General features: G+C 72.1%; 24 protein-coding genes. 16 read left to right on the top strand and 8 right to left on the bottom strand.

The features are described 5' to 3' along the window. The first annotated feature begins 1 nt into the window (after nucleotide 1). Genes ITJ68_RS11210 through ITJ68_RS11195 form a run of 4 tightly spaced genes read left to right on the top strand, consistent with a single transcriptional unit; the run spans nucleotide 2 to nucleotide 4,255 of the window. A complete protein-coding gene (locus ITJ68_RS11210; protein ID WP_194661316.1) occupies nucleotides 2-958 on the top strand; it encodes a carbohydrate ABC transporter permease in 957 nt (318 codons plus the stop codon). After that, nucleotides 955-1,764 (top strand): carbohydrate ABC transporter permease, encoded by an 810-nt coding sequence (locus ITJ68_RS11205; protein ID WP_194661315.1) that lies wholly within the window; start codon nucleotides 955-957, stop codon nucleotides 1,762-1,764. The genes ITJ68_RS11210 and ITJ68_RS11205 overlap by 4 nt, the downstream gene beginning before the upstream one ends. Further along, nucleotides 1,761-2,606: a nitrilase-related carbon-nitrogen hydrolase gene (locus ITJ68_RS11200; RefSeq protein WP_194661314.1), complete on the top strand. Its 846-nt coding sequence runs from the start codon at nucleotides 1,761-1,763 to the stop codon at nucleotides 2,604-2,606. Before ITJ68_RS11205 ends, ITJ68_RS11200 begins: the two co-directional genes overlap by 4 nt. After that, complete coding sequence (locus ITJ68_RS11195) at nucleotides 2,603-4,255, top strand: glycoside hydrolase family 13 protein (protein ID WP_194661313.1); 1,653 nt, start codon at nucleotides 2,603-2,605, stop codon at nucleotides 4,253-4,255. The genes ITJ68_RS11200 and ITJ68_RS11195 overlap by 4 nt, the downstream gene beginning before the upstream one ends. Nucleotides 4,256-4,376: 121 nt before the next feature. On the opposite strand, the gene ITJ68_RS11190 is transcribed toward ITJ68_RS11195, so the two are convergent. After that, nucleotides 4,377-5,054, bottom strand: a complete 678-nt coding sequence (locus ITJ68_RS11190) for a hypothetical protein (RefSeq protein WP_194661312.1) — start codon at nucleotides 5,052-5,054, stop codon at nucleotides 4,377-4,379. 433 nt (nucleotides 5,055-5,487) lie between these two features. Beyond that, entirely contained in the window at nucleotides 5,488-6,441 is a 954-nt protein-coding gene (locus ITJ68_RS11185) for a helix-turn-helix transcriptional regulator (protein ID WP_194661311.1), read from the bottom strand. A 214-nt stretch (nucleotides 6,442-6,655) separates the two neighbouring features. On the opposite strand from ITJ68_RS11185, the gene ITJ68_RS11180 reads away from it, so the two are divergent. From ITJ68_RS11180 to ITJ68_RS11165, 4 genes are all read left to right on the top strand, one after another. Further along, the gene (locus ITJ68_RS11180) at nucleotides 6,656-6,829 is read left to right on the top strand and encodes a hypothetical protein (RefSeq protein WP_194661310.1); all 174 of its coding nucleotides are present in this window, start codon (nucleotides 6,656-6,658) and stop codon (nucleotides 6,827-6,829) included. Between the two features lie 13 nt (nucleotides 6,830-6,842). After that, entirely contained in the window at nucleotides 6,843-7,442 is a 600-nt protein-coding gene (locus ITJ68_RS11175; RefSeq protein ID WP_194661309.1) for a TetR/AcrR family transcriptional regulator, read from the top strand. A 76-nt stretch (nucleotides 7,443-7,518) separates the two neighbouring features. Beyond that, nucleotides 7,519-8,469, top strand: a complete 951-nt coding sequence (locus ITJ68_RS11170; RefSeq protein WP_194661308.1) for a helix-turn-helix transcriptional regulator — start codon at nucleotides 7,519-7,521, stop codon at nucleotides 8,467-8,469. A gap of 156 nt (nucleotides 8,470-8,625) precedes the next feature. Next, entirely contained in the window at nucleotides 8,626-9,216 is a 591-nt protein-coding gene (locus ITJ68_RS11165) for an acyltransferase (protein ID WP_194661307.1), read from the top strand. 60 nt (nucleotides 9,217-9,276) lie between these two features. Here ITJ68_RS11165 and ITJ68_RS11160 read toward each other — a convergent pair whose 3' ends face one another. The 5 genes from ITJ68_RS11160 to ITJ68_RS11140 all read right to left on the bottom strand — a co-directional run bounded on the left by ITJ68_RS11160 (nucleotide 9,277) and on the right by ITJ68_RS11140 (nucleotide 13,700). Then, nucleotides 9,277-9,789, bottom strand: coding sequence for a DUF427 domain-containing protein (locus ITJ68_RS11160; protein ID WP_194661306.1), 513 nt, complete (start codon nucleotides 9,787-9,789; stop codon nucleotides 9,277-9,279). A 140-nt stretch (nucleotides 9,790-9,929) separates the two neighbouring features. Further along, nucleotides 9,930-11,315 carry an FAD-binding oxidoreductase gene (locus ITJ68_RS11155; protein ID WP_194661305.1) on the bottom strand — a complete coding sequence of 462 codons (1,386 nt, stop codon included), beginning with the start codon at nucleotides 11,313-11,315 and terminating at the stop codon, nucleotides 9,930-9,932. Between the two features lie 168 nt (nucleotides 11,316-11,483). Then, complete coding sequence (locus ITJ68_RS11150; protein WP_194661304.1) at nucleotides 11,484-12,197, bottom strand: GAF and ANTAR domain-containing protein; 714 nt, start codon at nucleotides 12,195-12,197, stop codon at nucleotides 11,484-11,486. Further along, complete coding sequence (locus tag ITJ68_RS11145; RefSeq protein ID WP_194661303.1) at nucleotides 12,194-12,904, bottom strand: GAF and ANTAR domain-containing protein; 711 nt, start codon at nucleotides 12,902-12,904, stop codon at nucleotides 12,194-12,196. Before ITJ68_RS11145 ends, ITJ68_RS11150 begins: the two co-directional genes overlap by 4 nt. After that, nucleotides 12,897-13,700 carry a helix-turn-helix transcriptional regulator gene (locus ITJ68_RS11140; RefSeq protein ID WP_194661302.1) on the bottom strand — a complete coding sequence of 268 codons (804 nt, stop codon included), beginning with the start codon at nucleotides 13,698-13,700 and terminating at the stop codon, nucleotides 12,897-12,899. Before ITJ68_RS11140 ends, ITJ68_RS11145 begins: the two co-directional genes overlap by 8 nt. A 206-nt stretch (nucleotides 13,701-13,906) precedes the next feature. On the opposite strand from ITJ68_RS11140, the gene ITJ68_RS11135 reads away from it, so the two are divergent. From ITJ68_RS11135 to ITJ68_RS11120, 4 genes are all read left to right on the top strand, one after another. Beyond that, a complete protein-coding gene (locus ITJ68_RS11135; RefSeq protein ID WP_194661301.1) occupies nucleotides 13,907-14,254 on the top strand; it encodes a hypothetical protein in 348 nt (115 codons plus the stop codon). Continuing rightward, the gene (locus tag ITJ68_RS11130; RefSeq protein ID WP_194661300.1) at nucleotides 14,248-15,357 is read left to right on the top strand and encodes an AraC family transcriptional regulator; all 1,110 of its coding nucleotides are present in this window, start codon (nucleotides 14,248-14,250) and stop codon (nucleotides 15,355-15,357) included. The genes ITJ68_RS11135 and ITJ68_RS11130 overlap by 7 nt, the downstream gene beginning before the upstream one ends. A gap of 40 nt (nucleotides 15,358-15,397) precedes the next feature. After that, entirely contained in the window at nucleotides 15,398-17,155 is a 1,758-nt protein-coding gene (locus ITJ68_RS11125; RefSeq protein ID WP_194661299.1) for a DEAD/DEAH box helicase, read from the top strand. Nucleotides 17,156-17,376: 221 nt separating this feature from the next. Next, nucleotides 17,377-18,705 carry a fibronectin type III domain-containing protein gene (locus tag ITJ68_RS11120; protein ID WP_194661298.1) on the top strand — a complete coding sequence of 443 codons (1,329 nt, stop codon included), beginning with the start codon at nucleotides 17,377-17,379 and terminating at the stop codon, nucleotides 18,703-18,705. A gap of 79 nt (nucleotides 18,706-18,784) precedes the next feature. Here ITJ68_RS11120 and ITJ68_RS11115 read toward each other — a convergent pair whose 3' ends face one another. Next, the gene (locus ITJ68_RS11115; RefSeq protein ID WP_194661297.1) at nucleotides 18,785-19,711 is read right to left on the bottom strand and encodes an NAD-dependent epimerase/dehydratase family protein; all 927 of its coding nucleotides are present in this window, start codon (nucleotides 19,709-19,711) and stop codon (nucleotides 18,785-18,787) included. Nucleotides 19,712-19,837: 126 nt separating this feature from the next. On the opposite strand from ITJ68_RS11115, the gene ITJ68_RS11110 reads away from it, so the two are divergent. From ITJ68_RS11110 to opgC, 4 genes are all read left to right on the top strand, one after another. Further along, the gene (locus tag ITJ68_RS11110; RefSeq protein WP_194661296.1) at nucleotides 19,838-20,578 is read left to right on the top strand and encodes a TetR/AcrR family transcriptional regulator; all 741 of its coding nucleotides are present in this window, start codon (nucleotides 19,838-19,840) and stop codon (nucleotides 20,576-20,578) included. 112 nt (nucleotides 20,579-20,690) lie between these two features. Continuing rightward, complete coding sequence (locus tag ITJ68_RS11105) at nucleotides 20,691-22,715, top strand: glycosyltransferase family 2 protein (RefSeq protein WP_194661295.1); 2,025 nt, start codon at nucleotides 20,691-20,693, stop codon at nucleotides 22,713-22,715. Continuing rightward, nucleotides 22,712-23,113 (top strand): ATP-binding protein, encoded by a 402-nt coding sequence (locus ITJ68_RS11100; protein ID WP_194661294.1) that lies wholly within the window; start codon nucleotides 22,712-22,714, stop codon nucleotides 23,111-23,113. Before ITJ68_RS11105 ends, ITJ68_RS11100 begins: the two co-directional genes overlap by 4 nt. Then, nucleotides 23,110-25,602, top strand: a complete 2,493-nt coding sequence (opgC, locus tag ITJ68_RS19570; RefSeq protein ID WP_194661293.1) for an OpgC domain-containing protein — start codon at nucleotides 23,110-23,112, stop codon at nucleotides 25,600-25,602. Before ITJ68_RS11100 ends, opgC begins: the two co-directional genes overlap by 4 nt. Nucleotides 25,603-25,733: the final 131 nt, after the last annotated feature.

The following is a 25,733-nucleotide window of genomic DNA, read 5'->3' as shown; positions in this document are numbered from 1 at the left end:
GATGGCGGCCACGCTGATCGAGCAGGACCCCCGTCGGACGGCGCCACGTCGGCGCCGCCCGGCGGCCTCGCGCCCGAGCTGGAGCTCCCTGCTCTACGTCGCACCGGCGCTCGCGTTCTTCGTCGTGTTCGTGGTGGTCCCGATCATCCAGTCGGTCCGCATCTCGTTCTACGACTGGGACGGCATCAGCGTGGCCACCCCGGCTGGCTGGTCGAACTACGCCGCGGTGTTCTCCGACCCGGACCTCCGGCAGGCGCTCGGGCACTCCCTGGTCCTGCTCGTGTTCTACGCCGCGCTGCCGGTCCTCATCGGCCTGCTGCTCGCGGGCCTGATGTCGCGCATCCGGATCCACGGGCTCACCGTCTTCCGCGCCGTGCTGTTCCTGCCGCAGATCCTGTCGAGCGTCGTCGTCGCCGTGGCCTGGCGCGGGATCCTCGCCGATGACGGCCCGCTGAACGACGTGCTCCGAGCGATCGGCCTCGGCGGTCTGGCCCACAGCTGGCTCGGGGACTTCGGGACCGCGCTGCCGTCCATCGGCATCATCGGCACCTGGGTCGAGTACGGCCTGTGCATGGTGCTGTTCCTCGCCGGGATCGCCACCATCGACCGCTCCCTCTACGAGGCGGCACGGCTCGACGGTGCGGGCGCCTTCCGGGAGTTCACCGCGGTCACACTGCCGGCGCTGCGCCCGCAGATCTCGATCGCGCTCATCCTGACCATCACGTTCGCGCTCCGGAACTTCGACCTGATCTGGAACACCACGCGCGGGGGTCCCGGCACGTCGACGACGGTCCCGAGCGTGTTCGTCTACCAGGACGCGTTCCAGAACCGGGCACTCGGACAGGCGTCGGCGCTCGCCGTCGTCCTGACCGTCCTCATCCTGATGGTCGTCGGCATCGTGCAGCTCGCGCTCCGGGAACGGCCCGAACGCACACAGCGGAAGGAGCTGTCCTCGTGAAGGTCGCACGCAGCGAGACCACGCTCACCCACGCAGTCCTGGTGGTCGCGGCGCTCATCGCCGCCTTCCCCCTCGCGTCCGTGATCGTGACGTCACTCGGCGGGAACGGCGCCGACGGCACCGGGGTCGGCTTCGGCAACTACGCCGAGGCGTGGACGCAGGGCGGGTTCGCCTCGGCGCTGGTCTCCAGCGCGATCGTCGCGATCACCGTCGTGGTCGTGACCGCGGCGATCGCGTGCCTGGCCGGCTACGCGCTCGCACACATGCGGGTCCCCGGTGGACGGCTCATCCTGGTGCTCCTCCTCGTGGGCCTCGTCCTGCCGTACGAGGTCACGGTGCTGCCGCTCTACCAGATGCTGGCGGGCTGGGGTCTCGTGGACACCTACGGCGCGCTGATCCTGCCGCAGGTCGGGCTCTCGGTGCCGCTCGGGGTGTTCTGGATGCGGTCGTTCTTCGCGTCCGTGCCCGGCGAGCTCCTCGAAGCCGCGCGCATCGACGGGGCGTCCCGGTTCCGGATCCTCAGCAGCGTGCTGATGCCCGTCGCGATGCCCGCCGTGGCGACCCTGGCGACGATCCTGTTCCTGTTCACCTGGAACGAGTTCCTGCTCGCGCTGGTGCTCGTGCCGCAGAACGAGGCCGTGCAGACCGCTCCGCTGTCCCTGTCGTTCTTCTCGGGGGCGCAGCACGGCGCACAACCCGACGTGACCGCTGCGGCCGCGGTGCTCGTGGCGCTCCCGATCGTGCTCGCGTACGTCCTCCTGCAGCGGCGCTTGATCACGGGTCTGACCGAGGGGGCGGTGAAGTGACCGGCGTCGCGCGGATCCGGTGCGACCAGCTCGCGCCGGTGCTGGGAGACCTCGTCGGCAACAGCGAGCTGGTCGTCACGGCTGTCGAACGGGCGCTCGAGGACGACGTCGACGTGCTCGTCCTGCCGGAGCTCGTCACGAGCGGGTACGTGTTCCGCGGTGCCGCCGAGGCCGCCGCCGTCGCGATCACGGCGGCCGACCCGCTGTTCGACCGCGTGGCCGCGCTGCTCGCCGGCACCGACTCCGTCGTCGTCCTCGGGTTCTGCGAAGCCGAGGACGACGGGACCGGGGCCCTCGGCAACAGCGTGGCACTCGTCGATGGGTCCGGCGTCCGCGCGGTCTACCGGAAGACCCACCTCTGGGACCGCGAGACGCTCGTGTTCGCCCCCGGCGACGACCTGCCTCCGGTGGTCGAGACCGTCCACGGCCGGATCGGGCTCCTGGTCTGCTACGACATGGAGTTCCCGGAGATGCCGCGAGCCCTGGCGTCGGCCGGTGCCGACCTGATCGCGGTGCCGACGAACTGGCCGGTCGGTGCGCACCCCGAACGGGACCGCGTCGCCGAGGTCATCGCGGCGCAGGCGGCGGCACGGGCGAACGGGGTGTTCATCGCCTGCTGCGACCGCGCCGGCACCGAGCGGGGCCAGGACTGGAACGAAGCCAGTGTCATCGTCGACCAGTTCGGCTGGGTCGCCGCGGAGACCGTCGGGCACGGGGGACCGGAGTCCGTCACTGCCGACGTCTTCCCGGGGCTCGCCCGCGACAAGTCGACGAGCCCGCACAACGACTGGCTCGCGGACCGCCGTCCCGAGCTCTACGCACGAGAGGTCCCCAGGGCATGATCCACAGCGAGGAACACGACTGGTGGCGCACCGCCGTCATCTACCAGGTCTACCCGCGGTCCTTCGCGGACGCGGACGGTGACGGCACCGGGGACCTCCGGGGGATCACGGGACGACTCGACCACGTGGCCGAACTCGGCGCGGATGCCGTCTGGTTGTCGCCGTTCTACCCGTCCCCGCAGGCCGACGGTGGCTACGACGTCGCCGACTACCGCGCAGTCGACCCGATGTACGGCACGCTCGCCGATGCCGACGCCCTCATCGACCGGGCACACGAGCTGCAGCTCCGCGTGATCGTCGACCTGGTCCCGAACCACTGCTCGGACCGGCACGAGCGCTTCGTCGCGGCACTCGCAGCCGGTCCCGGCAGCCCCGAGCGCGGCATGTTCCACTTCCGGGACGGTCGTGGGGTGGACGGCGAGCTCCCGCCGAACGACTGGACCTCGATGTTCGAGGGACCGGCCTGGACTCGGGTCACGGAGTCCGACGGGACGCCCGGCCAGTGGTACCTCCACCTGTTCGCCCCCGAGCAACCGGACTGGAACTGGGACGACGAGCGCGTGCACGCGGAGTTCGCGACGACGCTGCGGTTCTGGCTCGACCGAGGCGTCGACGGCTTCCGCGTCGACGTCTGCGATGCCATCGTCAAGGCACCGGGGCTGCCGGACTGGCCGCACACGACGCACGGCGTCGTCGAGCCGGTGGAGGGCGTGATGCCCCCGATGTGGGACCAGGAGGGCATCCACGACGTCTTCCGGGAGTGGCGGCGGATCCTCGACGAGTACGACGGGCAGCGCATCCTCTGCGCCGAGGCCTGGCTCCCTCCGGAGCGTGCTGCGCGCATCGTCCGGTCCGACGAGATGCACCAGGCGTTCAACTTCGCGTACCTCTCCCTGCCGTGGGACGCGTCCGCGGTGCGCGAGAACGTCGACGTCAGCCTCCGGGCCAACGACGCGGTCGGCGCCCCGACGACCTGGGTGCTGTCGAGCCACGACGTGATGCGCCACGCCAGTCGCTACGGGTACGACGGTCCCGTGGAGCTCGAGGCCGGCGTCGGTGCCGACGACCCGCAGCCGGACCGGGCGCTCGGCCTCCGACGCGCACGCGCGGCGACCCTGCTCATGCTCGGCCTGCCGGGCTCCGCCTACCTGTACCAGGGTGAGGAGCTGGGCCTGCCGGAGGCGACGGCGCTGCCCGACGCGGTCCGCCAGGACCCGATCTGGGAGCGGTCCGGGCACCGCGTCCGGGGTCGGGACGGCTGCCGTGTCCCGCTGCCGTGGACCGCGGACGGTCCGTCGTTCGGGTTCTCGTCCTCGGCTGACACCTGGCTCCCGCAGCCGACGGACTTCGGCTCGTACGCCGCCGACCTGCAGCGGGACGACGACGACTCGACGCTCACCATGTACCGCAGGGCGCTCGAGACGCGGCGGTCACTCGGTCTCGGGTCCGGGTCCCTGACGTGGTTGCCCTCCCCGGACGACGTCCTGACGTGGTCCAGCGGTGCGGTCGTCGTCGTCGGCAACTTCGGGACCGACCCTGTACCCCTCCCCGTCGGCGAGGTGCTCGTCGCGTCCGTCCCCGACGCGGCCGCCGGTGGCGTCCTGGCGGGCGGTTCCGCGGTCTGGCTGCGCGTCCACGACGAAGGCTGACGGCCAGGAGGCTCGGCCTCCCTCCGCCACGTCGGCTCGCGTGGGAACACGCAGAGAACGCCGCCCCGGCAGGGGGCGGCGTTCTCGTGTGTGGTGCGGTGCGGGGTGGCCCGCGGGGGTGTTACTTGATCTGGGCGGTGATCGTGGCGGTCCCGACGAGCAGGCCGGCCTTGACGGCGTCGGTCTTGAAGGTGCTGTTGAGCAGCTTCGCGGCGTCGGCGGAGACGTGGACGGTGGTGCCGGTCAGGATCGCGTTGTCACCCTCGAGCTGCAGGGCCTTCAGCGACCCACCGTGGAGGGAGAACAGGTACGCGTTCGGGGCGGCGACCTCACCGTTGACGAGGACGTCGCCGTAGAGCTTGGAGGAGCCGGGGTTCACGACGAAGTTCTCCAGCGTGACGGTCGTGTCGCCGGCCTTCAGGGTCAGACCCGAGTCGTCGTGGTTCAGCAGGCCCTGCACGTAGGGGCGGTAGTTGCCGTCCGGGCTCCAGTACGTGACCGACCCGGCGGTGATCGGGAACGACACGGCGCCGTCGGCGAGCTTCGCGGTGCCGGAGACGCCGGGGGTGAGCTTCAGGGAGGTGAGGGCGTCGGTGAAGCCCTTGTCGAGGGCGACGGAGGTGTCGCCGCCGAGGACCTCGGGGACCGACGCGACGGGGGCGGGGATCTTGGAGGAGGACGAGGCGACCGTGTGGATCGTGGGGGTGGCCTGCGCGGCGGAGACGCCGAACCCGGCACCGGTGAGGATGATCGCGCCAGCGGCGGCGAGGGAGACCGTGGTCTTGGTGATCTTGCGCATGGTGTTCGTGTCCTTTGCTGTGTCGCGCTCGGCGCGGCTGCTGTGTGCGCGCCGAACACACCCTCGATGAGGGTGGAGAACCAGCGATGTCTGGCTGGTGAGCGCCCCGGGTGGTTTCCCGGTCGTGACAGTGATTCGGCGCCCTCGGCCAGAGGGTTTGGAACGACTTTTCCGCGGGCTCGACGGCGCAGCGCGGGAGGTGTTGCGAGCGTCGCCCCCGGTTCGGGTCGAGGGGCGACGCTCGCGGGCCGGAACTCCGCTAGGGACGAAGAACCACCGGAACAGGGGACCGATGCACGGCGATGTGCGGCGTGACGACCGTACGGTGCAGGCGAGCGTCGAGCGAAGCGAAAGTCCGGCTCGCGCGAACCACCCCCGTCCGCGGGACAGTCATCCTCGGATACCGGACATCCACCGCTGATCGCGAGGTCGACTAGCGCGCCAGGGTGTCCCTCGGGTACTCGCCGAACCGACTGGCGTACATCTGGGAGAACCGACCGAGGTGCATGAAGCCCCAGTGCCGGGCGACGTCGCGCACCATCGAGGTGGTCGGGTCCGTCTGCAGGAGCTCGTCGCGGGCCCGGTCCAGCCGGACGCTCCTGACGTACTCGTTCGGCGTCACGCCGAGCTCGGAGCGGAAGGCCTCCTGCAGGGCGCGCAGGCCGACGTCCACGGCCTCGGCGACCGACGTCGTCGTGATCGGCAGGTGCGCGTGCGCGTGCACGTACTCGACGGCCGCACGGACGTGGGCGGACCGGACCCGCGAGATGCCGGCGTCGGGCAACGGCGACAGCGGGTACATCTCCAGCAGCGCCGCCGACATCAGCCGTGCCATCTCCCGGTGGAGCAGGCCACCCGATCCGGCGTCGCGCAGCGTGTGGCTGACGAGCGCGGCGGAGTTGTGCCAGGCGCGGACCGCCGCAGGGGACGGTTCGGTGTGCAGGTCGAAGCGGAGCCCGGCACTGACGTCGCCGCCCCGCTCCGAGGCCACCCGTTCCACCAGGCCGCGGTCCAGGTGCACGAGACGCTGGTCGTAGTCGGACAGGTCGAACGAGAACGTGCGCTGCGGCAGGAGCGGCACGGGCAGGCCAGGCGTCAGCTCCAGCGGGGTACTGCCCGTGTCGAACGTCCCGGTGCCGCTCGTGAGCCACTGCACGACGACGTCGTCGCCGGGCGGGACGTCCCCGGCCAGCCGCCCGCTGAGGCGCGACGATCGCATGGTCATCGTGTCGTCGCCCTCGGCGGTGTACCGGAAGGAGAACGTGTCGTCGAGCTGGACCGCGGCGAGGTCGGTGCCGCCGTACATGGCACTGATCGCTGCCGACGCGGCGGCCGGGTCGGTCAGGCTGATCCCGATGTGGACCGGCGTCGGGTCCAGGGACGACATGCCCCCAGCATCCCACGGCGTGGGACCGGTACGGGCTGCGCCGGGCGGAGACCGGACATGTCCCGCTTGCGCGCGTGCTCGGAGCGCTGGCGGGGTCAGGTGTCCGCCTTTCGCGGATGCAGCTGGCCCGGTTCGCTCGGCAGGGTGCGGCACCCCTAGCGTCGACCCTGCCAGGACCGACGCGGTCCTGTCGCACCGAGGACAGGACACGCACATGCTCGACCGTCAGGCTCTCGCCGCCCTCCGCCAGCACCCGACCGAGTGGCGCCGCCGTGGCCTCACGCCGCCGGACGAGCTCGCCGCCATCGTCGCAGCGCGCCTGCACGAACCGATGACCCAGACGTACGGCAGGGAGCCCGCCTACGCCGACTTCTTCGCCGCCGCGTAGGCCCCGGTCCGGCATGCTGCACCAGCCGCTCATCCTCGACCCACCCGCCCGGAGCACCGAGGAGTGGGCAGTCGTCGTGTCCGCGGACGCGCTCTTCACCGCCGAGGGCATCGCGTTCGTCACCCTCGACCGGATCGCGGCGTCCGCCGGGCTCACCCGTCCGGAGCTCGACAGCGCGTTCGCGTCGAAGGACTCCCTCGTCGTCGCCGCCCTGCAGTACCGGCACCAGGACTGGACGGAAGGCCTCCGGCGCTTCGTCGACGAGTTCGCCGACCGGAGGGACCGGGTGCTCGCCGTCTTCTCCTACCTCGAGACCTGCTTCGCCGACGGCGGGTACCACGGCTGCTCGTTCATCAACAGCTACGGGGAACTCGGCCGGAACGACCCGACCGTCGCCGGCCTGGCCGAGGAACACCTCGCCGAGCTGGAGGGCTTCGTCGCCGGTCTCTGCACGGAGGCGGAGCTCCCGCCGTACCTCGCGGACGCCATGACCCTGCTCATCGAGGGCGCCCAGGTCGAGGCGGCGATCCACGGCACCGTCCAGCCCGCACGCTCGGCCCGGACAGCTGCGGCGATGCTGATGTCCGTCTACGACCTGGCCGACGGAGCCTGAGGGCGCTCGACCGCGACTTCCGGACAACTCCGGCGGCTCGGTGCAGAGCGGATGTCAGGGTGGTCCGCGGTGCACGATGACTGACGAGACGACCGATCGGATCCGCGTCGACGAACGCGGACACGACCTCACCACCGCACGGGCGACACTGGCCTCGGCGTACGCGGGGGTCGCCTGGTCCGCCGAGGAGACCTCCACAGCGTTCTCCTACCGCTACGCAGCCGCCGGGGACGCGAGCATGACGCTCCGCGCCGTCCAGTTCGGTGGCCGCCTGACGGGGGAGATGCCGGACGGCGACGACTACGTCGTGCAGTGGATCACCCGCGGCACCGGTGTGCTCGACCTCGGTCGCCGCGAGATCCAGCTCGAACCGGGCGTGCCGCAGATGTGGCCGAACGAGGCCTTCCGGTTCGCCTTCGAGGACTACGACCAGCGCCTGGTCCAGGTGAACCGCCAGCTCGTCACGGACATCGGTGCCGAACGTGGTCTCGACACCTCGGCGTTCCGCTTCGACCACACCGCCGAGCCCGACGCCGCCGCGATGCGCCGCTGGCGGCAGACGGTGCACCTGATCTCCGCGACGACGATGGACCGCGCCGCGTCGCCGCTGCTGCAGGTGGAGATGGGGCGGCTGGCCGCGGTGTCGCTGCTCGAGCTGTACCCGCAGCAGCACGTCGCCCTGCCCGAGGCGCTGCTGCTGCCGCGGAACGCGCACCTCCGGAGCGTCGTGGAGTACGTCCACGAGAACGCGCACCTGCCGATCTCCACGTCGGACCTCGCGCGCCTGGCCGGCCTCAGCCTGCGGTCGTTGCAGGAGGGGTTCCGCCGGCACCTCGGGACCACGCCGAACAGCTACCTGCGCGGTGTCCGGCTCGACCGCATCCGCGCCGAACTGCTGCACGCCGACCCCGTCCGGACGAACGTGGCACAGGTGGCGCGGCACTGGGGCTTCGCGCACGCCGGGCGGTTCTCGGCCGCCTACGCGGAGCGCTTCGGCGAGTACCCGAGCGCCACACTGCGCGGCTGACGACGGCTGACGACGGACGCAGCTCGACGACAGTTGACGCGGAGGTCGTTGCGGAACCCCGCACCGTCCGACTCCGGGCATTGTCCACGAGAGGCGACCCTGCTTGTCTTCACAGAGAGCGAGCAACACCGCCCGCCCCGGAGGAACGGAACCCCCATGGCTGCAGTCCCCGTCCCGGCCAGCTCGACCTTCGTGTCCCGCCTGCGCGAGGACGTCGTCGGCGGCCTCAGCAGCGTGCTGTTCACGACCGTCCTCGGTGCACCGCTCCTGCCCCGTGCTGCGCGACGAGCCCTGCTCAACGCCGCCGGCGCGCAGGTGGAGTCCGGACCGAACGCGCAGTTCTCCCTGAACGGCAGCGCCAGGAACCTCCGCATCGGTCGCGGCGTCTACTTCAACACCCGCGTCGACATCGAGGCCATCGCGCCGGTGACGATCGGCGACCACACGGCCATCGGCATGCAGGTGCTCATCCTGACGAGCCATCACGCCATCGGCTCGGACGGCAGCTGGAGCCGCACCGCGGAGGGACGCGCGGTGACCATCGGCGAACGGGTGTGGATCGGCGGACGTGCCACGATCCTCCCGGGCTCGCGCATCGACGACGACGTCGTCGTCGCGGCCGGCGCCGTGGTCACCGGCCACCTCGAGTCACACGGCGTCTACGCGGGCGTGCCAGCCAGGCGCATCCGTGAGCTGGCACGGCCGACGGACGCACCGGACCCCGCAGCGGTCACCGACCAGCGCTGAGCGGGCCTGGACCGAGCAGTCCCGGACCGAGCGACCCCGGACCTTCGAGCCGGTCCCGCCTCACCACCCGAGCGTGCCCGGCTCGCCCTTGAAGGGCCCGACCACGCGCGACGTGATCCAGCCGCCGTAGAAGTCCCCGGCCTGCGCCTGCACGCCCTCGCCGGCCACCTCGCACGAGTCCATCGCGGACGGGTAGATCGCGACGCGGCCCTCGAGCTCGCCGAACCCCGGCTCGGGCGTCGGGTAGTGCCATCCGGCCCGCTCGACGGTCTCGCCACCACCGTGGACGTCGTAGTAGGCGGCGCGGCCCTTGAACTCGCACATGCTCGAGCCGCTCGTCCTGGTCAGCGCACCCGGCGCGAAGTCCGAGGCAGGCAGGTAGTACACCGGCGGGTGGCTGGTCTCCAGCACGCGCACCGCCGCGGTCGTGTCGGCGACCACCGCGCCGCCGAGGCGCACCACGATCCGGTCGGACGTCTGCTCGACCCGCGGTGGGCGCGGGTAGTCCCAGACGGACTCCTGGCCGGGGCCGGGCTGGGTGGGTGCCGGGTGTCCCGGGAAGCGCGGTGTCATGGCTCCGGTCTACCCGCCGAGCCGGTGCGGTGGCCGAGGACGGACTGGAGGCCCGTGGCGGGCCCGCACCGGGCCTCCCGTCCGCCGGGTGGGCACCACCAGGGCCGCTGCGCACACCGCGTGCGCCGCGGGGCGTCGCGTCAGAACGCCTTGCCGGGGTTCAGCGTGCCGGCCGGGTCGAGGGCGTCCTTGACCGACCGGTGCATCGCCAGGACACGCTCGCCGAGTTCCGCGCGGAGGCCGGGGAGCTTCAGCAGCCCGACGCCGTGCTCGCCCGTGACGGTCCCGCCGAGCGCCAGGCAGTCCGCCACGATCGCGTCGAACGCCGTCTTCGCACGGGCCTTCGCGGCGGTGTCGCCCTCGGGCGCGATGATCAGCGGGTGCAGGTTGCCGTCCCCGGCGTGCGCGATGTTGGCGATCGTCACGTCGTTCGCGGCAGCGGTGGCCTGGATGCGGCGGAGCATCTCGGCGACGGCGCTCCGCGGGACGCAGATGTCCTCGGTCAGCACGGGACCCAGTCGCTCCAGTGCGGGGTAGGCGAGTCGGCGGGCCTGGAACAGCCGGTCGATCTCCGTCGGGTCGGTGGCCCGTTCGACGTCCGTGCCACCGGCGGCGGCGAAGACCGCGGCGACCTGGTCGGCGATGGCGTCCCCGGCGGCTCCGCGTTCGTCGACGCGGGCGAGCAGCAGCGTGTCCACGTCCGAGGGCAGCCCGAGGTGCATCCAGTCGTCCACGGCACGCAGACACGTCCGGTCGACGATCTCCAGCGCGGCGGGCACGATCCCCGCACGTGAGACCGCGGCGACGGCGTCACCCGCGGCACTCAGTGAGGGGAAGTACCCGATCACGGCGCGTTCGTCCCGGCCGGCCAGGGGCAGCAGCTTCACGGTCACCGACGTCACGATGCCGAGCGTGCCCTCGGACCCGACCATCAGCCCCGTCAGGTCGTACCCGGCGACGCCCTTCGCGGTGCGCCTGCCGAGGTCGACGACCGACCCGTCCGCCAGCACCACCGTCAGCCCGAGCACGTAGTCCCGGGTGACGCCGTACTTGACGCAGCAGATGCCGCCGGCGTTCGTCGCGACGTTGCCGCCGATCGTCGAGATGGCCGAGCTCGCCGGGTCCGGCGGGTACCACAGGCCGTCCTCGGCCACCTGGGCACGCAGGGCGTCGTTGATGACCCCTGGCTGCACGACGGCGTACCGCTCGTCGACGTCCACCTCGAGCACCGCGTCCATCAGCTCGAGCGACAGCACCACGCAGTGCGCCACCGCGTTCGCACCGCCGGAGAGCCCGGTGCCGGCGCCGCGGGGCACGACCCGCACACCGTTGGCCGCCGCCCAGCGCACCGTTGCGACGACGTCCTCGGTGCTCCGCGCGAGCACGACGACGAGGGGCAGCTCGGACACGGCCCACTCGGCGTCGTCCTGGCGGTACCGCTCGAGCGACGCCGGGTCGCGGAGGACCTGGTCGGACGTGAGCACGGCGTCGAGCGCGGACGTGTCCACGGCGGTGGTGAGGGTCATCGGGTGGTGGTCCTTCCGGGGCGCGGCGGTGCGGTCCGGTCGACGATACGCCCGCCGCGGGACGGCGCTCGTTCGACTGACCGGTCCACAGACCGGACGGGAGGCCCGTGGTGGATCCGCCACGGGCCTCCCGTCCGTCGTCCGGACCCGTCCGGGGCCCGGTGGGGCTCAGAGGCGCAGGGTGCGGTCCACGATCGCCTGCGCGACGTCGGACAGGCGCTCGCCGCTGGCGACGGCATGGGCGCGGATGATGCCGAAGGCGTCCTCGATGGACACGCTCCTGACGTGGGAGACGACGCCCTTGGCCTGCTCGATGACCTCGCGGGACCCGATGGCGCGCTGCAGCTGGGCCTGCACGACCTCGTGTTCGCGGAGGGTCCGCTCGTGCAGGATGCCGATCGTCGCGACGTCTGCCAGGGCCCGGGCGATCCGCAGGTCGGGGGCGGAGAGGGTGCCGGGTGCGGTGCCGAACAGGTTGAGCGTGCCGATGACCGTGGCGCGGAGGCGCAGCGGCACGGCGTGCGCCGACCGGACGCCGAGCGCCAGGGCCCCGGCGCTGAAGGCCGCCCACGCGGCTGGTGCGTCTGCGATGTCCGGGCACGCGACGGGCTGGCCGGTGGTGAAGGTCGTCATGCAGGGGCCGGCCTCGGCGTCGAGCTGCAGGACCTCGATGAGCCGACTGGTCTCCGACGTCGACGCGATGACCTCGAGTTCGCCCCAGGCGTTCGCGAGCATGATGCCGGCGGCGTCCACGTCGAGCACGTCCGCGCAGGTCTCGACCAGGGTCTGGAGGAGCTCGACGACGTCGTAGGAGTCGACGAGGGTGTCGGCGAGCGTCGCGAACGTGTCGACGATCCGGGCCTCCCGTGGTGCGCCGGTCACCGGACGTCCTCGATCAGACCGCCGTGTCGCTCGAAGCGCACCGCACCGCTGATGATCTCCTCGGCGACCTGGCGCATCGAGGTCTTCCGGGCGAACGCGTGGCCCTGGATCAGCAGCGTGGCGTCGTCGGGGGTGATGTCGAGCTGGGCGAGGACGACACCGGTGGCCTGGTGGACGACGCGGCGCGAGAACGGGTTGCGGTCGACGAGGGCGTCCTCGTCCTCGACGGTGTGGACCGCGCGCCGCAGCACCCGGCGGCCCATCGCGGTCGCGAGCGCGGCCGCGATCTCGACCTGCTCGTGCTCGAGGTCGGTCGGCTCGGACGCGTACAGGTCGACGGCGCCGAGCGGGAACGGACCGAAGACGATCGGGAACGCGAACACGGCACGGACGGGCACCTCGAGCGCAGCCTCGTTGAAGGCGGGCCAGTCGCTGTTCGGGTGCTGCACGATGTCGCCCTCGAGGACCGGGTTGCGTCGGCTCAGGGCCGCCCAGCACGGGCCCTCGGTCAGGTCGAGCTGGATCTCGTCGACGCGGAGCGCGGTGTCGTCCGACGCCGAGACGGTCTCGTTCGTCCCGAGCACGCCGAAGGAGGAGACCGACACACTGCCGAGCGGCACCGCCTGTCGGATCGACTCGCCGAGTTCGTCATCCGGGACGTCGAACGAGCGGATGGCGCGGAACGCGCGCTTCACTGCGTCATCCATCGGCGTCCTCCTGATCGGTGTCCGATGGTACCCGCGAGCCGCCTGCGGTCGTCCGGCGTGGCGGCGGCGGTGGCGGCGCGGTCGGACCCCAGGCCGGCAGCTCGACCGGCACGTAGGACCCGTCGGCCTCGGGCAGGCGCAGGAGCGGGTTGATCGAGGTGAGGCGCAGCCCGTCGGTGTCGTGCAGTGCCCGGCGGACGGCGTCGTTGAGGACGAACGCCACCAGGTCCTCGGTCCCGCCGTCGGGCCGGTAGCCCTGCCAGGCGACGATCTCGCGCTCGGCCCGGTGCAGGGCGCTGGCCAGGGTCGCGTCGGGGTCCTCGACGTCGATCTCGACGTCGAGCACCAGTCGGAAGCGGCGCCGCTCGCTGCCGGGGTCGGCCAGTGCCGGGATCCGGGTACCGGGTTCGTCGTCCGGCTCGAAGTACCGGAGGGCAGCGGACGGGGCGCTGCCGAATGCCGCGCGGTAGTCGGCGGCCATGCGCCCGGCGTTGCTGAAGTGCCAGCGCCGGGCCACCTCGGCCACGGTGGGCTGATCGGCCGGGTCGGCGGACTGCAGGTCGCGCCGGACGCCCTCCAACCGCAGCGCCCGGAGGTACTGCCCTGGGCTCACGCCGACCTCGCGGTGGAAGGCCTTCTGGAGCCCGCGCGGCGAGATGTTGACGGCGGCGGCGACGTCCGGCACGGCGATGCGTTCCTGCGCGTGGTCGTGGAGCCAGTGCAGCGCGTCGCGGACGGTCCGGGAGAGCCGGGCCGTCGTGCCCGTGGTCTCTCCTGGAGCGACGTCGTCAGGCATGTCGTCAGCGTACGGGGGCCGGGTCGGCCCGCGGTCCAGACGTCTGGCCGCCGGGACGTCCCGCGGTCACCTTGTCCGGATCACGAACCGCGATGTTGACGGTTCCGCGCTTTCTTGTCAACCCCTGCCGGTACGCATACCGGCCAGCCGATACTCGAAGTGTCTCAGCCTGGAGCGGGTGACTCCACTGGGGACCTGGAGCAGACATGACAGGGAACACGGGGGCAGGGGCCCCGACAGGGAACACGGTCACGGGGGACACGGTCACGTGGCGCCACCGGGTGCACGCGGACCGGATCAGAGCGCTCGTGCAGACCGACCCGCTGGACGTCCGCGTGCAGCCGGTCGACGCCACGTGCTGGCGGGTGGTCGACGGCGCCGCAGGACAGGACGACCCGGCGATGCTGCTGGGCTTCGTCGAGCACCGTGACGGCGGGTACCAGTGCACGCTGATGGCGACGCTCGACGAGCACCGGTCCGTCGGGTCGCTCGAGGCGGCGCACGCCTACTTCGAGCACGCGTGCGGTGAGCAGCGCACGGAGCCGTCGTGCTGACCGCGACCGCCACGACGGCGTCGACCACGACGGCGACGACCACGACAGCGTCGACCGGGACCGTGTCGTACGACACGACCGCGCCGGCGGAGTTCCTCCGGTCCGAGCTGCCACAGCTCGGACAGCGCCTGGACGCCAGACGGCTGTCGGACCACGCTGGCACCGACCGCCGTGGCGCGGTCCGCCTGCTCGAGGACGTGTACGGCGCCGAGGACGTCGTCTTCGGCCGTGGCGAACCGTTCCGCTGGCGGCTCCGAACCCTCCGCGACCTCAACGTCGAACTCGTCAACTCCGCCGTGACCACCGACCGCCGCGGTGACCTCGACGGCAGTGGATGGCTGACCCTCGGGTGGACCGCATGCGGTGGCGTCGGCATCGACACCGGCGCCGACCGCGTCGTCACGGAACCCGGCATCCCCGTCGTGTTCCCCGTCGACCGGCCGTACTCGGTCGTGGTCCCGGCGGGCGTGCACCACCTGGTGCGCATCGACCTCGGGTTCATGGAGACCGTCGGGGCAGTCCTGAGCGGCGGCACCAGGAGCGGCACGGCGACCTTCCGGATGCAGCCGTCGCCCGAGGCGCTGCCCGGGCTCCGCGCCGCCCTCGGAGCGGTCGCCACGGCGGCCTTCGGTGACGTCGACCCGCACCAGGCGCGGTTGTCCCTGCAGGTCCAGCTCGCCGAGTGGGTCGTCCGCGCGTACGGCGGTCGCTCGGACCGGCGGGAGCTCGGCGCCGGACGGACCACCGTCGAGCTCGCGCAGGCGTACCTGGCGGAGCACTGCGGCGACCAGGTCACGCTCGCGGACATGTGCCGCGCGACCGGGGTCAGCGCCAGGACGCTGCAGAGCGCGTTCCTGCGCTACACGGACAGCACGCCGATGACGTACCTGCAGCACATGCGCCTGGACCGCGTCCGGATCGCACTGCAGCTCGCCGACCCGGGGTCCGTCACGGTCGCGACCGTCGCCCGCGAGTGGGGCTTCCGGCACATGGGACGCTTCGCCGGCACGTACCTGCAGCGGTTCGGGGAGTACCCGGGGGAGACGCTGCGGGGGCTGCCGACCCGTCGTCTGCGGAGCCGCGCCGTGCCCAGAACGGCGTGACGGTTCGGCAGACCCGCGTCCGGCCGGGTACCGTACCAGGATGAGCTCCGAAACGAACAGCACCACCGAACCCATCGACGAGGGGCCCGTGGTGACGTTCGCCGACCTGGGGCTCAGCGAGCCCGTCCTCAAGGCCGTCAAGGACATCGGGTACGAGACCCCGTCCGCGATCCAGGCCGCCACCATCCCGACCCTGCTCGCCGGGCGTGACGTCGTCGGGCTCGCCCAGACCGGCACCGGCAAGACGGCGGCCTTCGCGCTGCCCGTCCTGTCCCGCATGGACGCCGGCAGCAAGCTGCCCCAGGCGCTCGTGCTCTCGCCGACCCGTGAGCTCGCGCTCCAGGTGTGCGAGGCCTTCGAGCAGTACGCGTCCCACATGAAGGGCGTCCACGTGCTGCCCGTCTACGGCGGCCAGGCCTACGGCGTGCAGCTGTCGGCACTGCGTCGTGGCGTGGACGTCGTCGTCGGCACGCCCGGTCGCATCATGGACCACATCGCCAAGGGCACGCTCGACCTGTCCGAGCTGAAGTACCTGGTGCTCGACGAGGCCGACGAGATGCTCAAGATGGGCTTCGCCGAGGACGTCGAGACGATCCTCGCCGAGACGCCGGACACCAAGCAGGTCGCGCTGTTCTCCGCGACGATGCCCGCGCAGATCCGCCGCATCTCCAAGCAGTACCTCAACGACCCGGCCGAGATCACCGTCAAGGCCAAGACGACCACGTCCGCGAACACCTCGCAGCGCTACCTCATCGTGTCGTACGCGCAGAAGGTCGACGCGCTCACCCGCATCCTCGAGGTCGAGGACTTCGAGGGCCTGATCATCTTCGTCCGCACCAAGAGCGAGACCGAGACCCTGGCCGAGAAGCTCCGTGCCCGCGGGTACGCCGCCGCCGCCATCAGCGGTGACGTCGCCCAGGCGCAGCGCGAGCGCACCGTGAACCAGCTCAAGTCGGGCAAGCTCGACATCCTGGTCGCCACGGACGTCGCCGCCCGTGGCCTCGACGTCGACCGCATCACCCACGTCGTGAACTTCGACATCCCCGTCGACACCGAGTCCTACGTCCACCGCATCGGCCGCACGGGCCGCGCCGGCCGCAGCGGTGCCGCGATCAGCTTCGTCACCCCGCGTGAGCGCCGCCTGCTCACCGCGATCGAGAAGGCCACCCGTCAGCCGCTCACCGAGATGACGCTGCCTTCGGTCGAGGACGTCAACGTCACCCGCCTGACCCGCTTCGACGACGCGATCACCGCGGCGCTCGAGCAGCGCGGCCGGGTCGAGGCCTTCCGCGACATCATCGCCCACTACGTCGAGCACCACGACGTCCCGGAGGCCGACGTCGCCGCGGCGCTCGCCGTGGTGGCGCAGGGGGAGACCCCGCTGCTCCTCGACCCGGCCGAGGACGCCCTCCGCCGCCAGGTCGAGCGCGACCAGCGCAAGAGCCGCGACGAGCGCAAGGGCCGAGAAGAGGACGGCGGCGACCGTCGTCGTCGCTCGGTCCCGATGACGCCGTACCGCATCGAGGTCGGTCGTCGGCACCGCGTCGAGCCGCGCCAGATCGTCGGTGCCCTCGCGAACGAGGGCGGCCTGCGCCGCGACGACTTCGGCGCGATCCGCATCCAGCCCGACTTCTCCATCGTCGAACTGCCGTCGGACATGCCCGGTGACGTGATCGAGCGCCTCCGCGACACCCGCATCAGCGGCCGGCTCATCGAGATCCAGCCCGACCGCCGCGGCGGCGGCTCGCGTCGCCCCCGCGACGACGACGACCGCCCGGCGCGCACGTCGCGCTACTGACGCGAGATCGCTCTGACGGGAGGCCCGGTTCCAGCTGGAATCGGGCCTCCCGTCCGTCTGTGCCCCGTCCGTCCGTGTGTCCTGACCGTCTGTGGGCCCGAACCGTTGCGGGACTCCGCACGGAGGCCCGCACTTCGGCCGCCACCCGTTCCGCCGGAAGTCGGCCGGTGCTTGCATGTCCCCGGGACGCGACGGGAAGTCGCGTGGACAGGGGAATGATCGTGTTCAAGACAGTGCTCACCGTCGCGGCAGCAGCCGCGCTCGTCGTCACCGGGGCGCTCCCGGCAACGGCCGCACCGGCAGCGAAGCCGGGTGCGCCGACCTCGGTGCGGGTCGTCGGCGCCGCCGACCAGGCCACCGTCCAGTGGTCGCTGCCGCGGAGCGGTGCGAAGGTCGTCGGGTGGACCGTGGCCGTCACGCCCGCCGAGGAGCAGCCCGACAACGGTGTCGACCGGCTCGGCGCATCGGCGCGCTGGGACCGCTTCGGCGCCCTGCACGCCGGGACGACCTACACGTTCGCCGTCCGCGCCGTCGGTGCGAAGTCGACGACGGGGCCGGCGGTGAAGGTCCGGTACACGGCGACGGGGACTCCCGCGGAGACGGAGTCGCAGTCGCTCTTCGCACTCGACGCGTCCGGCGCCGTCGTGCGCTTCGGCACCGACGGCTCCACCGCGGCCACGACCATCGCCGCGAACGGTGCCGGCTACACGGCCGACGACCGCGGTGACGTGTTCGTGCCCTCGGCCGACCTGACGTCGATCGTGATGTACCCGGCCGGTGGCCGCGCACCCCAGACGATCGCGACGGGGCTGCACCTGACCGCCGACCTCCGTTCGGACGTCGCGGGCAACCTGTACTGGCAGGACTCGGTCTCCGGCGCCGTCAAGGAGCTGCCGGTCACCGGTGGCACCCCGGTGACGGTCCTGCCGAGCACCGGCATCACGTGGGCGGTCGGCCGTGACGGCACCGTCTCCGCGTGGACCGGTGACACCACGAAGGCCTCCGTCACCAGCCGGACCCCGGCGGGGACGACCACCACCCGCACGCTGAGCTCCGGCACGACCGGGACGTTCGGCTACGTCCGCACGATGATCGCCGACGGACGCGGCGGCCTGTACGTGAACTGGCTGTCGCCGGGCGCTGCCGGTGCCTACATCTGGCAGGCCCTGCCGGCCGGTGCGACCACGTGGACCAAGGCCGAGCCCAAGCTCGCGTTCGAGTACGGCGCCACCAACTCCGCCGGCTTCCGCCTGGCGCAGTCGGCAGCCTGGTGCCCGACGCCGTCCGAGTACACGCCGACCGGTTGTGGCGTGGACCGTTCGATCACGACGACGGTCGTCCGCGCAGCTGACGGCACGACGACCACCGTGCCGGTGAGCGGCGTCACCGCTGGCAACCGCGGCACCAACGTGGGTGCTGCGGACGAGGCCGGCGACGTGTTCATCGACGTCGACAGCGGTCCGACGCCCGGGCTCTGGCGTCTGCCGGCCGCCGGTGGTGCTGCGCAGCAGCTCGCCAGCGCGCAGTTCAGCCGCCTGCTCGTCATCTGACCGACGACACCAGCGCACAACAGGAGGGCCCAGCACCGCGGTGCTGGGCCCTCCTGATGTGGTGCCGGCGGTTCGTCGGTCAGGCGACGCCCACCAGGGTCCGCCGGCAGACCTCGTCCCACGGTGTCGGCTCGATGCCGAAGTGCGCGCGGGCCGCGGAGTCGTCGAGCACGTACGGGGCCGTCCACTGGTACAGCAGCGGCACCATCTCCCGCAGCACCGGTGTGACGACGCCGAGCGCACGAATCGCAGGCATGGACAGGCCGCGGACCCGCACCGGTGGCCTCCCCGCCGCGGCCAGCACGTCGGTCAGGGCCTGCGCCTGCGAGGTCGGCGAGTTCGAGGGCACGTTCCACGTCCGACCGTGCGCTGACTCGTCGCCCGCCGCTCGGACGAGTGTCCTCGCGACGTCGAGCACGTCCGTGAATGAGTGCGGCAGGTCGGTCCGACCGATCATCCAGGCGCCCTTCCCCCGGAGCGCCCCGGGCAGCACGCGGGTGACGTGGGCGTTCACCCCGGTGCCGGTGCCCACGTAGTCGGACGCACGCACCTCCACGGCTCGGACGCGCCCTGCGCGGTGGGCGTCGAGGGCGTCCTGCCACATCCGGGCACGGAGGACGCCCTTGGCATCCGTCGCCGCGTCCGGCAGGCCCTCGTGCATCGGGCCCTCGACGGGGCCGTACGGGTACAGGTTCCCGGTGACGGCGTACACGGCACCCGTCCGTTCGGCCGCGGTCAGCAGCGCGGCGGCCAGCGGCGGCCAGGTCGCCGCCCACTGCGCGTAGTCGCCCGGGTTCGCGCAGTTGTACAGGACCGCCGCACCCTCCGCTGCCCGGGTGAGCGCGTCGGCGTCGGAGGCGTCGAGCGCGACGTGTGCCGCGCCTCCGACCCCGGTGTCCCGACCCGAGCGGCTGGCGACCGTGACGCGGTCGCCGCGGCCGACGAGCAGTGCGGCGACGTGGCGGCCGACGGGGCCGGCGCCGACGACCAGGTGGTGCTCCGACATGGGGTTCCTCTCCTCGGGTGAACGAGAGCACTGCTCTCGATCCGCCGAGCATCGCATGCCGTGCGTACCCGCGCAAGAGCGGTGCTCTCGTTTGTGGGCACCGCTCTCGCGTGCCAGGGTGGGCGGATGGTCGAGACGGCACGCGCACTGGCCCGACAGGCACTCCGCTCCCGGATCCTCGACGCGGCGCGGGTGCGCCTGACGGGGGAGGGGCCCGCGCAGCTGAGCCTCCGCGCGGTGGCCCGTGACGTCGGCATGGTCTCCTCGGCGGTCTACCGGTACTTCCCGAGCCGCGACGACCTGCTCACCGCGCTGCTCGTGCAGGACTACGACGAGCTCGGCGAGGCCGTCGAACGGGCGGACGCCGGGCACGAGCGCACGGACGTCGGCGGGCGGTGGATGGCCGCGTGCCGGGCCGTGCGGACCTGGTCCCTCGAGCACCCGGGCGACTTCGCGCTGCTCTACGGCAGCCCCGTTCCCGGGTACGCGGCGCCGCAGGAGACGATCGAGCCGGCGACCAGGGTCACGCAGGTGCTGGTCCGGATCGCGGTCGACGCGATGGCCGACCGTGCGGTCCCGACGCCCTCGGTCGCGCCGGCGCCGGCCGCGGTCGGGGACGTGCTCGCACCGGCGCTCGCGTACGTCCGGTCGCGCGGGATCACCGACGAGGCCCCGGCCGAGGCCGTCATGCGGACGATCATGGCGTGGACGACCCTGTTCGGCGCGGTGTCCTTCGAGCTCTTCGGCCACACCGTCGGAGTCGTCGCGGACCACGCCGAGTACTTCGACCGGCTCGTCGAACGGCTCGCCGCTGACATCGGCTTCTCCGCGATCGGGGGCGTGACAACGGCGCCTCCCCTGAGGTAGACAGGTCCGGACACCCGAGCCGAGACCCGACGGCGAGGACCAACCACCCCGCGCGATCAGGAGCAACGGTGCAGCGGAGCAAGACGGACGTCGTCGGATCGGGAGCCTCAGGGTGACCGCGCTCGACGTCAGCAGGCAGGACCGACGGCGCCTCGGTGGGAGCACCGGGCGTCGGCGACTGGTGACGGTGCGGACGGTCGCCGTGCTGGCCTCGCTGGCGGGCATCAACTACGTCGGCTGGCGCTGGGCGGCGTCGGTGAACTGGCACTCGTGGTGGATCGCGGTGCCGCTGATCCTCGCCGAGACGTACAGCGTGATCGACTCGCTGCTCTTCGCGTTCGGTGCCTGGAAGCTCCGCGAGCGGGGCGAACCGCCGACCCCGCCCACGACCGACGTCACCGTGGACGTCTTCATCACCACCTACGACGAACCGGTCGACCTGGTGATGCGCACCGCGCTCGCGGCGAAGGCCATCCGGTACCCGCACAGCACGTGGATCCTCGACGACGGCAACCGCGCCGACATGCGTGCGGCGGCGGAGCAGGCCGGGCTCGGCGTGGTCACCCGCGGGCAGGACTGGGTCGACCGCCCACGGCACGCCAAGGCCGGGAACCTCAACAACGCCCTGCTGTCGACGCAGGGGGAGTTCCTGCTCATCCTCGACGCCGACCAGGTGCCCGACCCGGCGATCCTCGACCGCACGCTCGGGTACTTCAAGGACCCGCGGATGGCGCTCGTGCAGACGCCGCAGTGGTTCGAGAACGTGCCGGACGCCGACCTGCTCGGCAGCCAGGCGCCGCTGTTCTACGGCCCCATCCAGCAGTCGAAGGACGGCTGGAACGCCGCGTTCTTCTGCGGGTCGAACGCGGTCCTCCGGCGCGAGGCGCTGATGCAGCTCGGCATCTCCCGCTACGTGCACGAGGTCGAGACCTCGGTGCGCCGCACGCTGGTGACCTCCCGCCGCCTGCTCTCCCGCGCCCGCGAGGACGAGACCGACCCGCGCGTCCTCGGCGCCCTCGACGACGCCGAGGCCGTGGTGGACCGTGCCCGCGACCAGATGGCCGCGGACGAGCCCCTCGGCGACGTCACGTACGAGTTCCAGCGCGGCATCGACGCCATCGCGTTCCGGTTCGCCGCGGCCGACCTCGAGTCCGTGCGGAACGACCTGCAGGAACTCGCGGCGATGTCGACCGACGCGGACACCTTCGCCGGGCTCGACGACGCCGCGCTCGACGTCCTCGGGCAGCGGAACGCCTCACCCGTCGCGGCCATCGAGGCGATCTCCGTGCTGGCCAGGGCCGTCGACGTGAACCGCGGCGACGAGGCCCAGCCGATCATGCCGCTGGCGACGATCTCCGTGACCGAGGACATGGCGACCGCGATGCGCCTGCACGGACTCGGCTGGCGGTCGGCGTACCACGACGAGATCCTGGCGAAGGGCCTGGCGCCCGAGGACCTGCCGACGATGCTCGTCCAGCGGCTCCGGTGGGCGCAGGGCACGATGCAGGTGTTCTTCCGCGAGAACCCCCTGGTGCAGAAGGGCCTGTCGTTCGGGCAGCGGCTCATGTACTTCTCGACCATGTGGAGCTACCTGTCCGGCTTCGCGGCGATCGTGTACATCGCCGCGCCGGTGCTGTGCCTGTCGTTCGGCGTCGTCCCGGTGCAGGCCTACAGCGTCGACTTCTTCGCCCGGCTCATCCCCTTCCTGGTGCTCAACCAGCTGCTGTTCTGGGTCGTCGCCGCGGGTCGGCCGACCTGGCGCGGGCAGCAGTACTCGCTCGCGCTGTTCCCGGTGTGGATCGAGAGCGTGACCAGCGCGTTCGAGAACGTGTTCCGCGGCAAGCCCCTCGGGTTCCGCGTGACCCCGAAGGTCCGCGACGAGACCGCGATGAAGCCCCGGTGGGACCTGGTCCGGCCGCAGCTGTTCGCGATGGGGTCGCTCGTCGCCGCGCTGCTCCTGATCGGCGTCCGGTACCTCACGGGCCAGGCGTCCGGGGTCGCGCCGCTCGTCAACACCGCCTGGGTCGTCTTCGACCTCGTCATCTTCAGCATCGTCATCCGAGCGGTGCTGTACCGCGGACCGGCCCCCACCGGGCAGTCCGGCCACACGTCGAGCACCGCCGGAGGACCCCTGTGACCACGTTCGACGTCCCCGCCGTCCCGACCAGCCTCGACACGGTGCAGGACCGCTTCGCCACCTGGTGGGACGGCCTCGGCGTCGACGACGTCGCGCACCGGTTCGCGCTCGAGACCGCGCTGGCCGAGATCGCGGCGAACATCGTCGAGCACACCGCGCGCCGCGACCAGCAGGAGGGGCGGCGGTACACCGTGCAGCTCGAGGCCACGGACGACACCTTCACGGCGGTGCTCCGCGACAACGGGCTGCCCGTCGACATCGACCTCGCCGCGGTGACGATGGCGGACGCCGAGGCCGAGAGCGGGCGCGGACTGGCGCTTGCGCTGGCGGCGCTCGACCGGCTGGAGCACCGGCACGAGCACGGCCACAACATCTGGACCCTGGTGTGCGAGCGGTGAGGGGACACCTCGTCCGCCTGATCGCCCTCATCGTCACCGCCGGCACGCTGCTGCTCGGTGGCGTCGCACCCGCGCAGGCGGCGACGGGCCCGATCGCTCCGCCGAGCGGGAAGGCGTGGTTCGGCCCGGACCTCGACTGGGGCGCAGACGCCCCCGACGGCTACGAGGGACGGCTCGGTGCCACCCCGTCCACCTACGGCGTGGAGATCCAGTACCCGCTCGACCGCACCGCCGAACGCCTGCTGCTGCGCTCGACCCGCGCAGCCGCGGCGCAGGGCGCGACCCTCGTCGTCGGGCTCGAGCCCGGGGTCGCCCTCGGGTCCCTGACCACCGCCGACGCCCGGCGCACGAACACCCTGTTCGAGCGCATCCACCGGCAGTACGGCACGCAGCTGCTCGTGCGGTTCGCGCCGCAGATGAACGGAACGTGGGTCCGGTGGGGTCAGCAGCCGACGCAGTACGTCCGGGCGTTCCAGGGGCTCGCCGAGGCGGTGCACGCCGGGTCGTCCGACGCGGCGATGGTCTGGTCGCCGTCGTACGGTGCCGGTTACCCGTTCGGGGAGTCGGCCGGACGGCTCCGCGACCTGTCGGCCACCGACGTCGAACGCCTCGACACGAACGGCGACGGCGCGCTCACCGCCGCGGACGACCCCTACGGGCCGTACTGGCCGGGCGACACCGCCGTGGACTGGGTCGGGCTGTCGATGTTCTCCTTCGGCAAGGGCGCAGCGACCCAGGCCGCCGGGCGCGGCGTCGCGCTGATGACGAACGAGGTCCCCACCGCCGGCGAGGTCGCGGCCCGCTTCGACGAGCGCTGGGGCTACGACCGGCAGCAGCCGCAGACATTCTCCGAACGCTTCGCCGTCGGCCACGACCGTCCGATGCTGCTCGACACCGGTGCCCTGTACGACCACGCACTGCGCGGCGCCGACGAGCTCCCGGTGAAGCAGGGGTGGTGGAACCAGGTGTTCGCGGCGGTGCAGGACCGTCCGTACGTCCGCGCGGTGACCTTCGTCGAGACGAACCGGCGCGAGCCCGAGGCCGGCAACCGCCTGGCCGACTGGCGCGACACGGCCGACCGCGGTGTGGCGGAGTCCTTCCGCCGCGACCTCCTCGCCACCGACCGGTTCGTGACCGGCCCCGTCACCGAGGAGGTGACGCACCGGGACGGCGCCGCCGCGACGAACCAGCAGCTCGACACCGGCGGCGACCAGATGGCCTGGATCGTCTGGGTCGCGGTGGGCCTGGCCCTGGCGTTCCTGCTCAGCGGTCTCGTCGGCCGGCTCCTGCCGAGCTGGCGCTACCCGGACGACGGCAAGCCCGGGCGTGACCTGCGCCTCGACCTGTTCCGCGGGTTCATCATCCTCGCGGTGGTGATCACCCACATCGAGATCGGCGGCCCGTACTCGTTCATCACGCTGCACGCGATCGGGGCGATCACGGGCGCGGAGATGTTCGTGTTCCTGTCCGGCATGGTCCTCGGCATGACGTACCCGCTCGCGATCAAGCGGTTCGGCGAGTGGGCGGCGGCGGTCGGTGCGTGGAAGCGCGCGCGGAAGCAGTACCTCGTCACGCTCGTGGTGATCGCGGTGGTGTTCGTGCTGAGCTTCGTGCCCTTCCTGGACACGGACGCGATCACGACCTTCACCGACCGGGGGACCGGCACCGGAGGCGTCGGGGCCGAGGGGCGCGTCTACGACCTCTACCCGAACGCCATGCAGCTCCTGGCGTACCCGCCGCCCTGGTACGCGATCCGGCAGTTCCTGCTGCTCGAGATGGGCCCGTGGCCGTTCAACATCATGGGCCTGTTCGTGGTGCTGAGCCTGTTCATCCCGCCGCTGCTCTGGGTCATCCGCCGGGGCTTCTGGTGGGCGGTGCTCGCCGGCAGCTGGGCGCTGTACGTGGTCCAGGCCCTGAATCCGTCCTTCCAGCCGCTGCACTCCCAGTTCGAGGCGGTGTTCCCGCTCCTCACCTGGCAGATCGTCTTCACGCACGGTCTGGTGCTCGGGTACTACCGGCGGCAGGTCGTCGGCGCGCTGACCGGCCGCCTCGGGAAGGTGCTCATCGGCGTCGGGGTCGTCGGCTACGCGGCGTTCCTGGTCTACGTCTGGGCGGCCGCGCAGGTCGGGTTCACGCCTGTGCCGTTCCCGGCGTCGATGTACGACCAGCTCTACAACACGGCGTACCAGCGCGTCGACCTGCAGTGGGGGCGCCTGGTCGACATCGCGTTCTTCGCGATCGTGTCCTACGCGCTGCTCACCGTGTTCTGGAAGCCGATCAGCGCCGTCCTCGGCTGGCTGTGGATCCCGATCGGCCAGGCGAGCCTCTACGTGTTCGTCTGGCAGGTGTTCTTCGCGCTGGCGATCGCGTCGATCCCGGGTGTCGACTGGGGCAACGGCTGGATCGGCTTCGCCGTGCACTCGGCGCTGATCCTGCTCGTCTGGGTGATGATCCGCCGCAAGTTCCTGTTCTCGGTCATCCCCCGCTGACGCGGGACCTTCCGCGTGGTCGTCCCCCGCGTCGCAGGTCCTTCCGCGCGTCGGCAGTCGAATCGCGCGTCGGGGGTCGGAACTTCCGACCGTCGACGCGCGATTCCGCTCGCCCAGCTGGCACCGCGACA

The organism is Curtobacterium sp. VKM Ac-1395, from assembly GCF_015350975.1.
Taxonomy (GTDB): domain Bacteria; phylum Actinomycetota; class Actinomycetes; order Actinomycetales; family Microbacteriaceae; genus Curtobacterium.
Note: the sequence above shows the minus strand (reverse complement) of the source record. Positions and strands in the feature narration are given on the sequence as shown.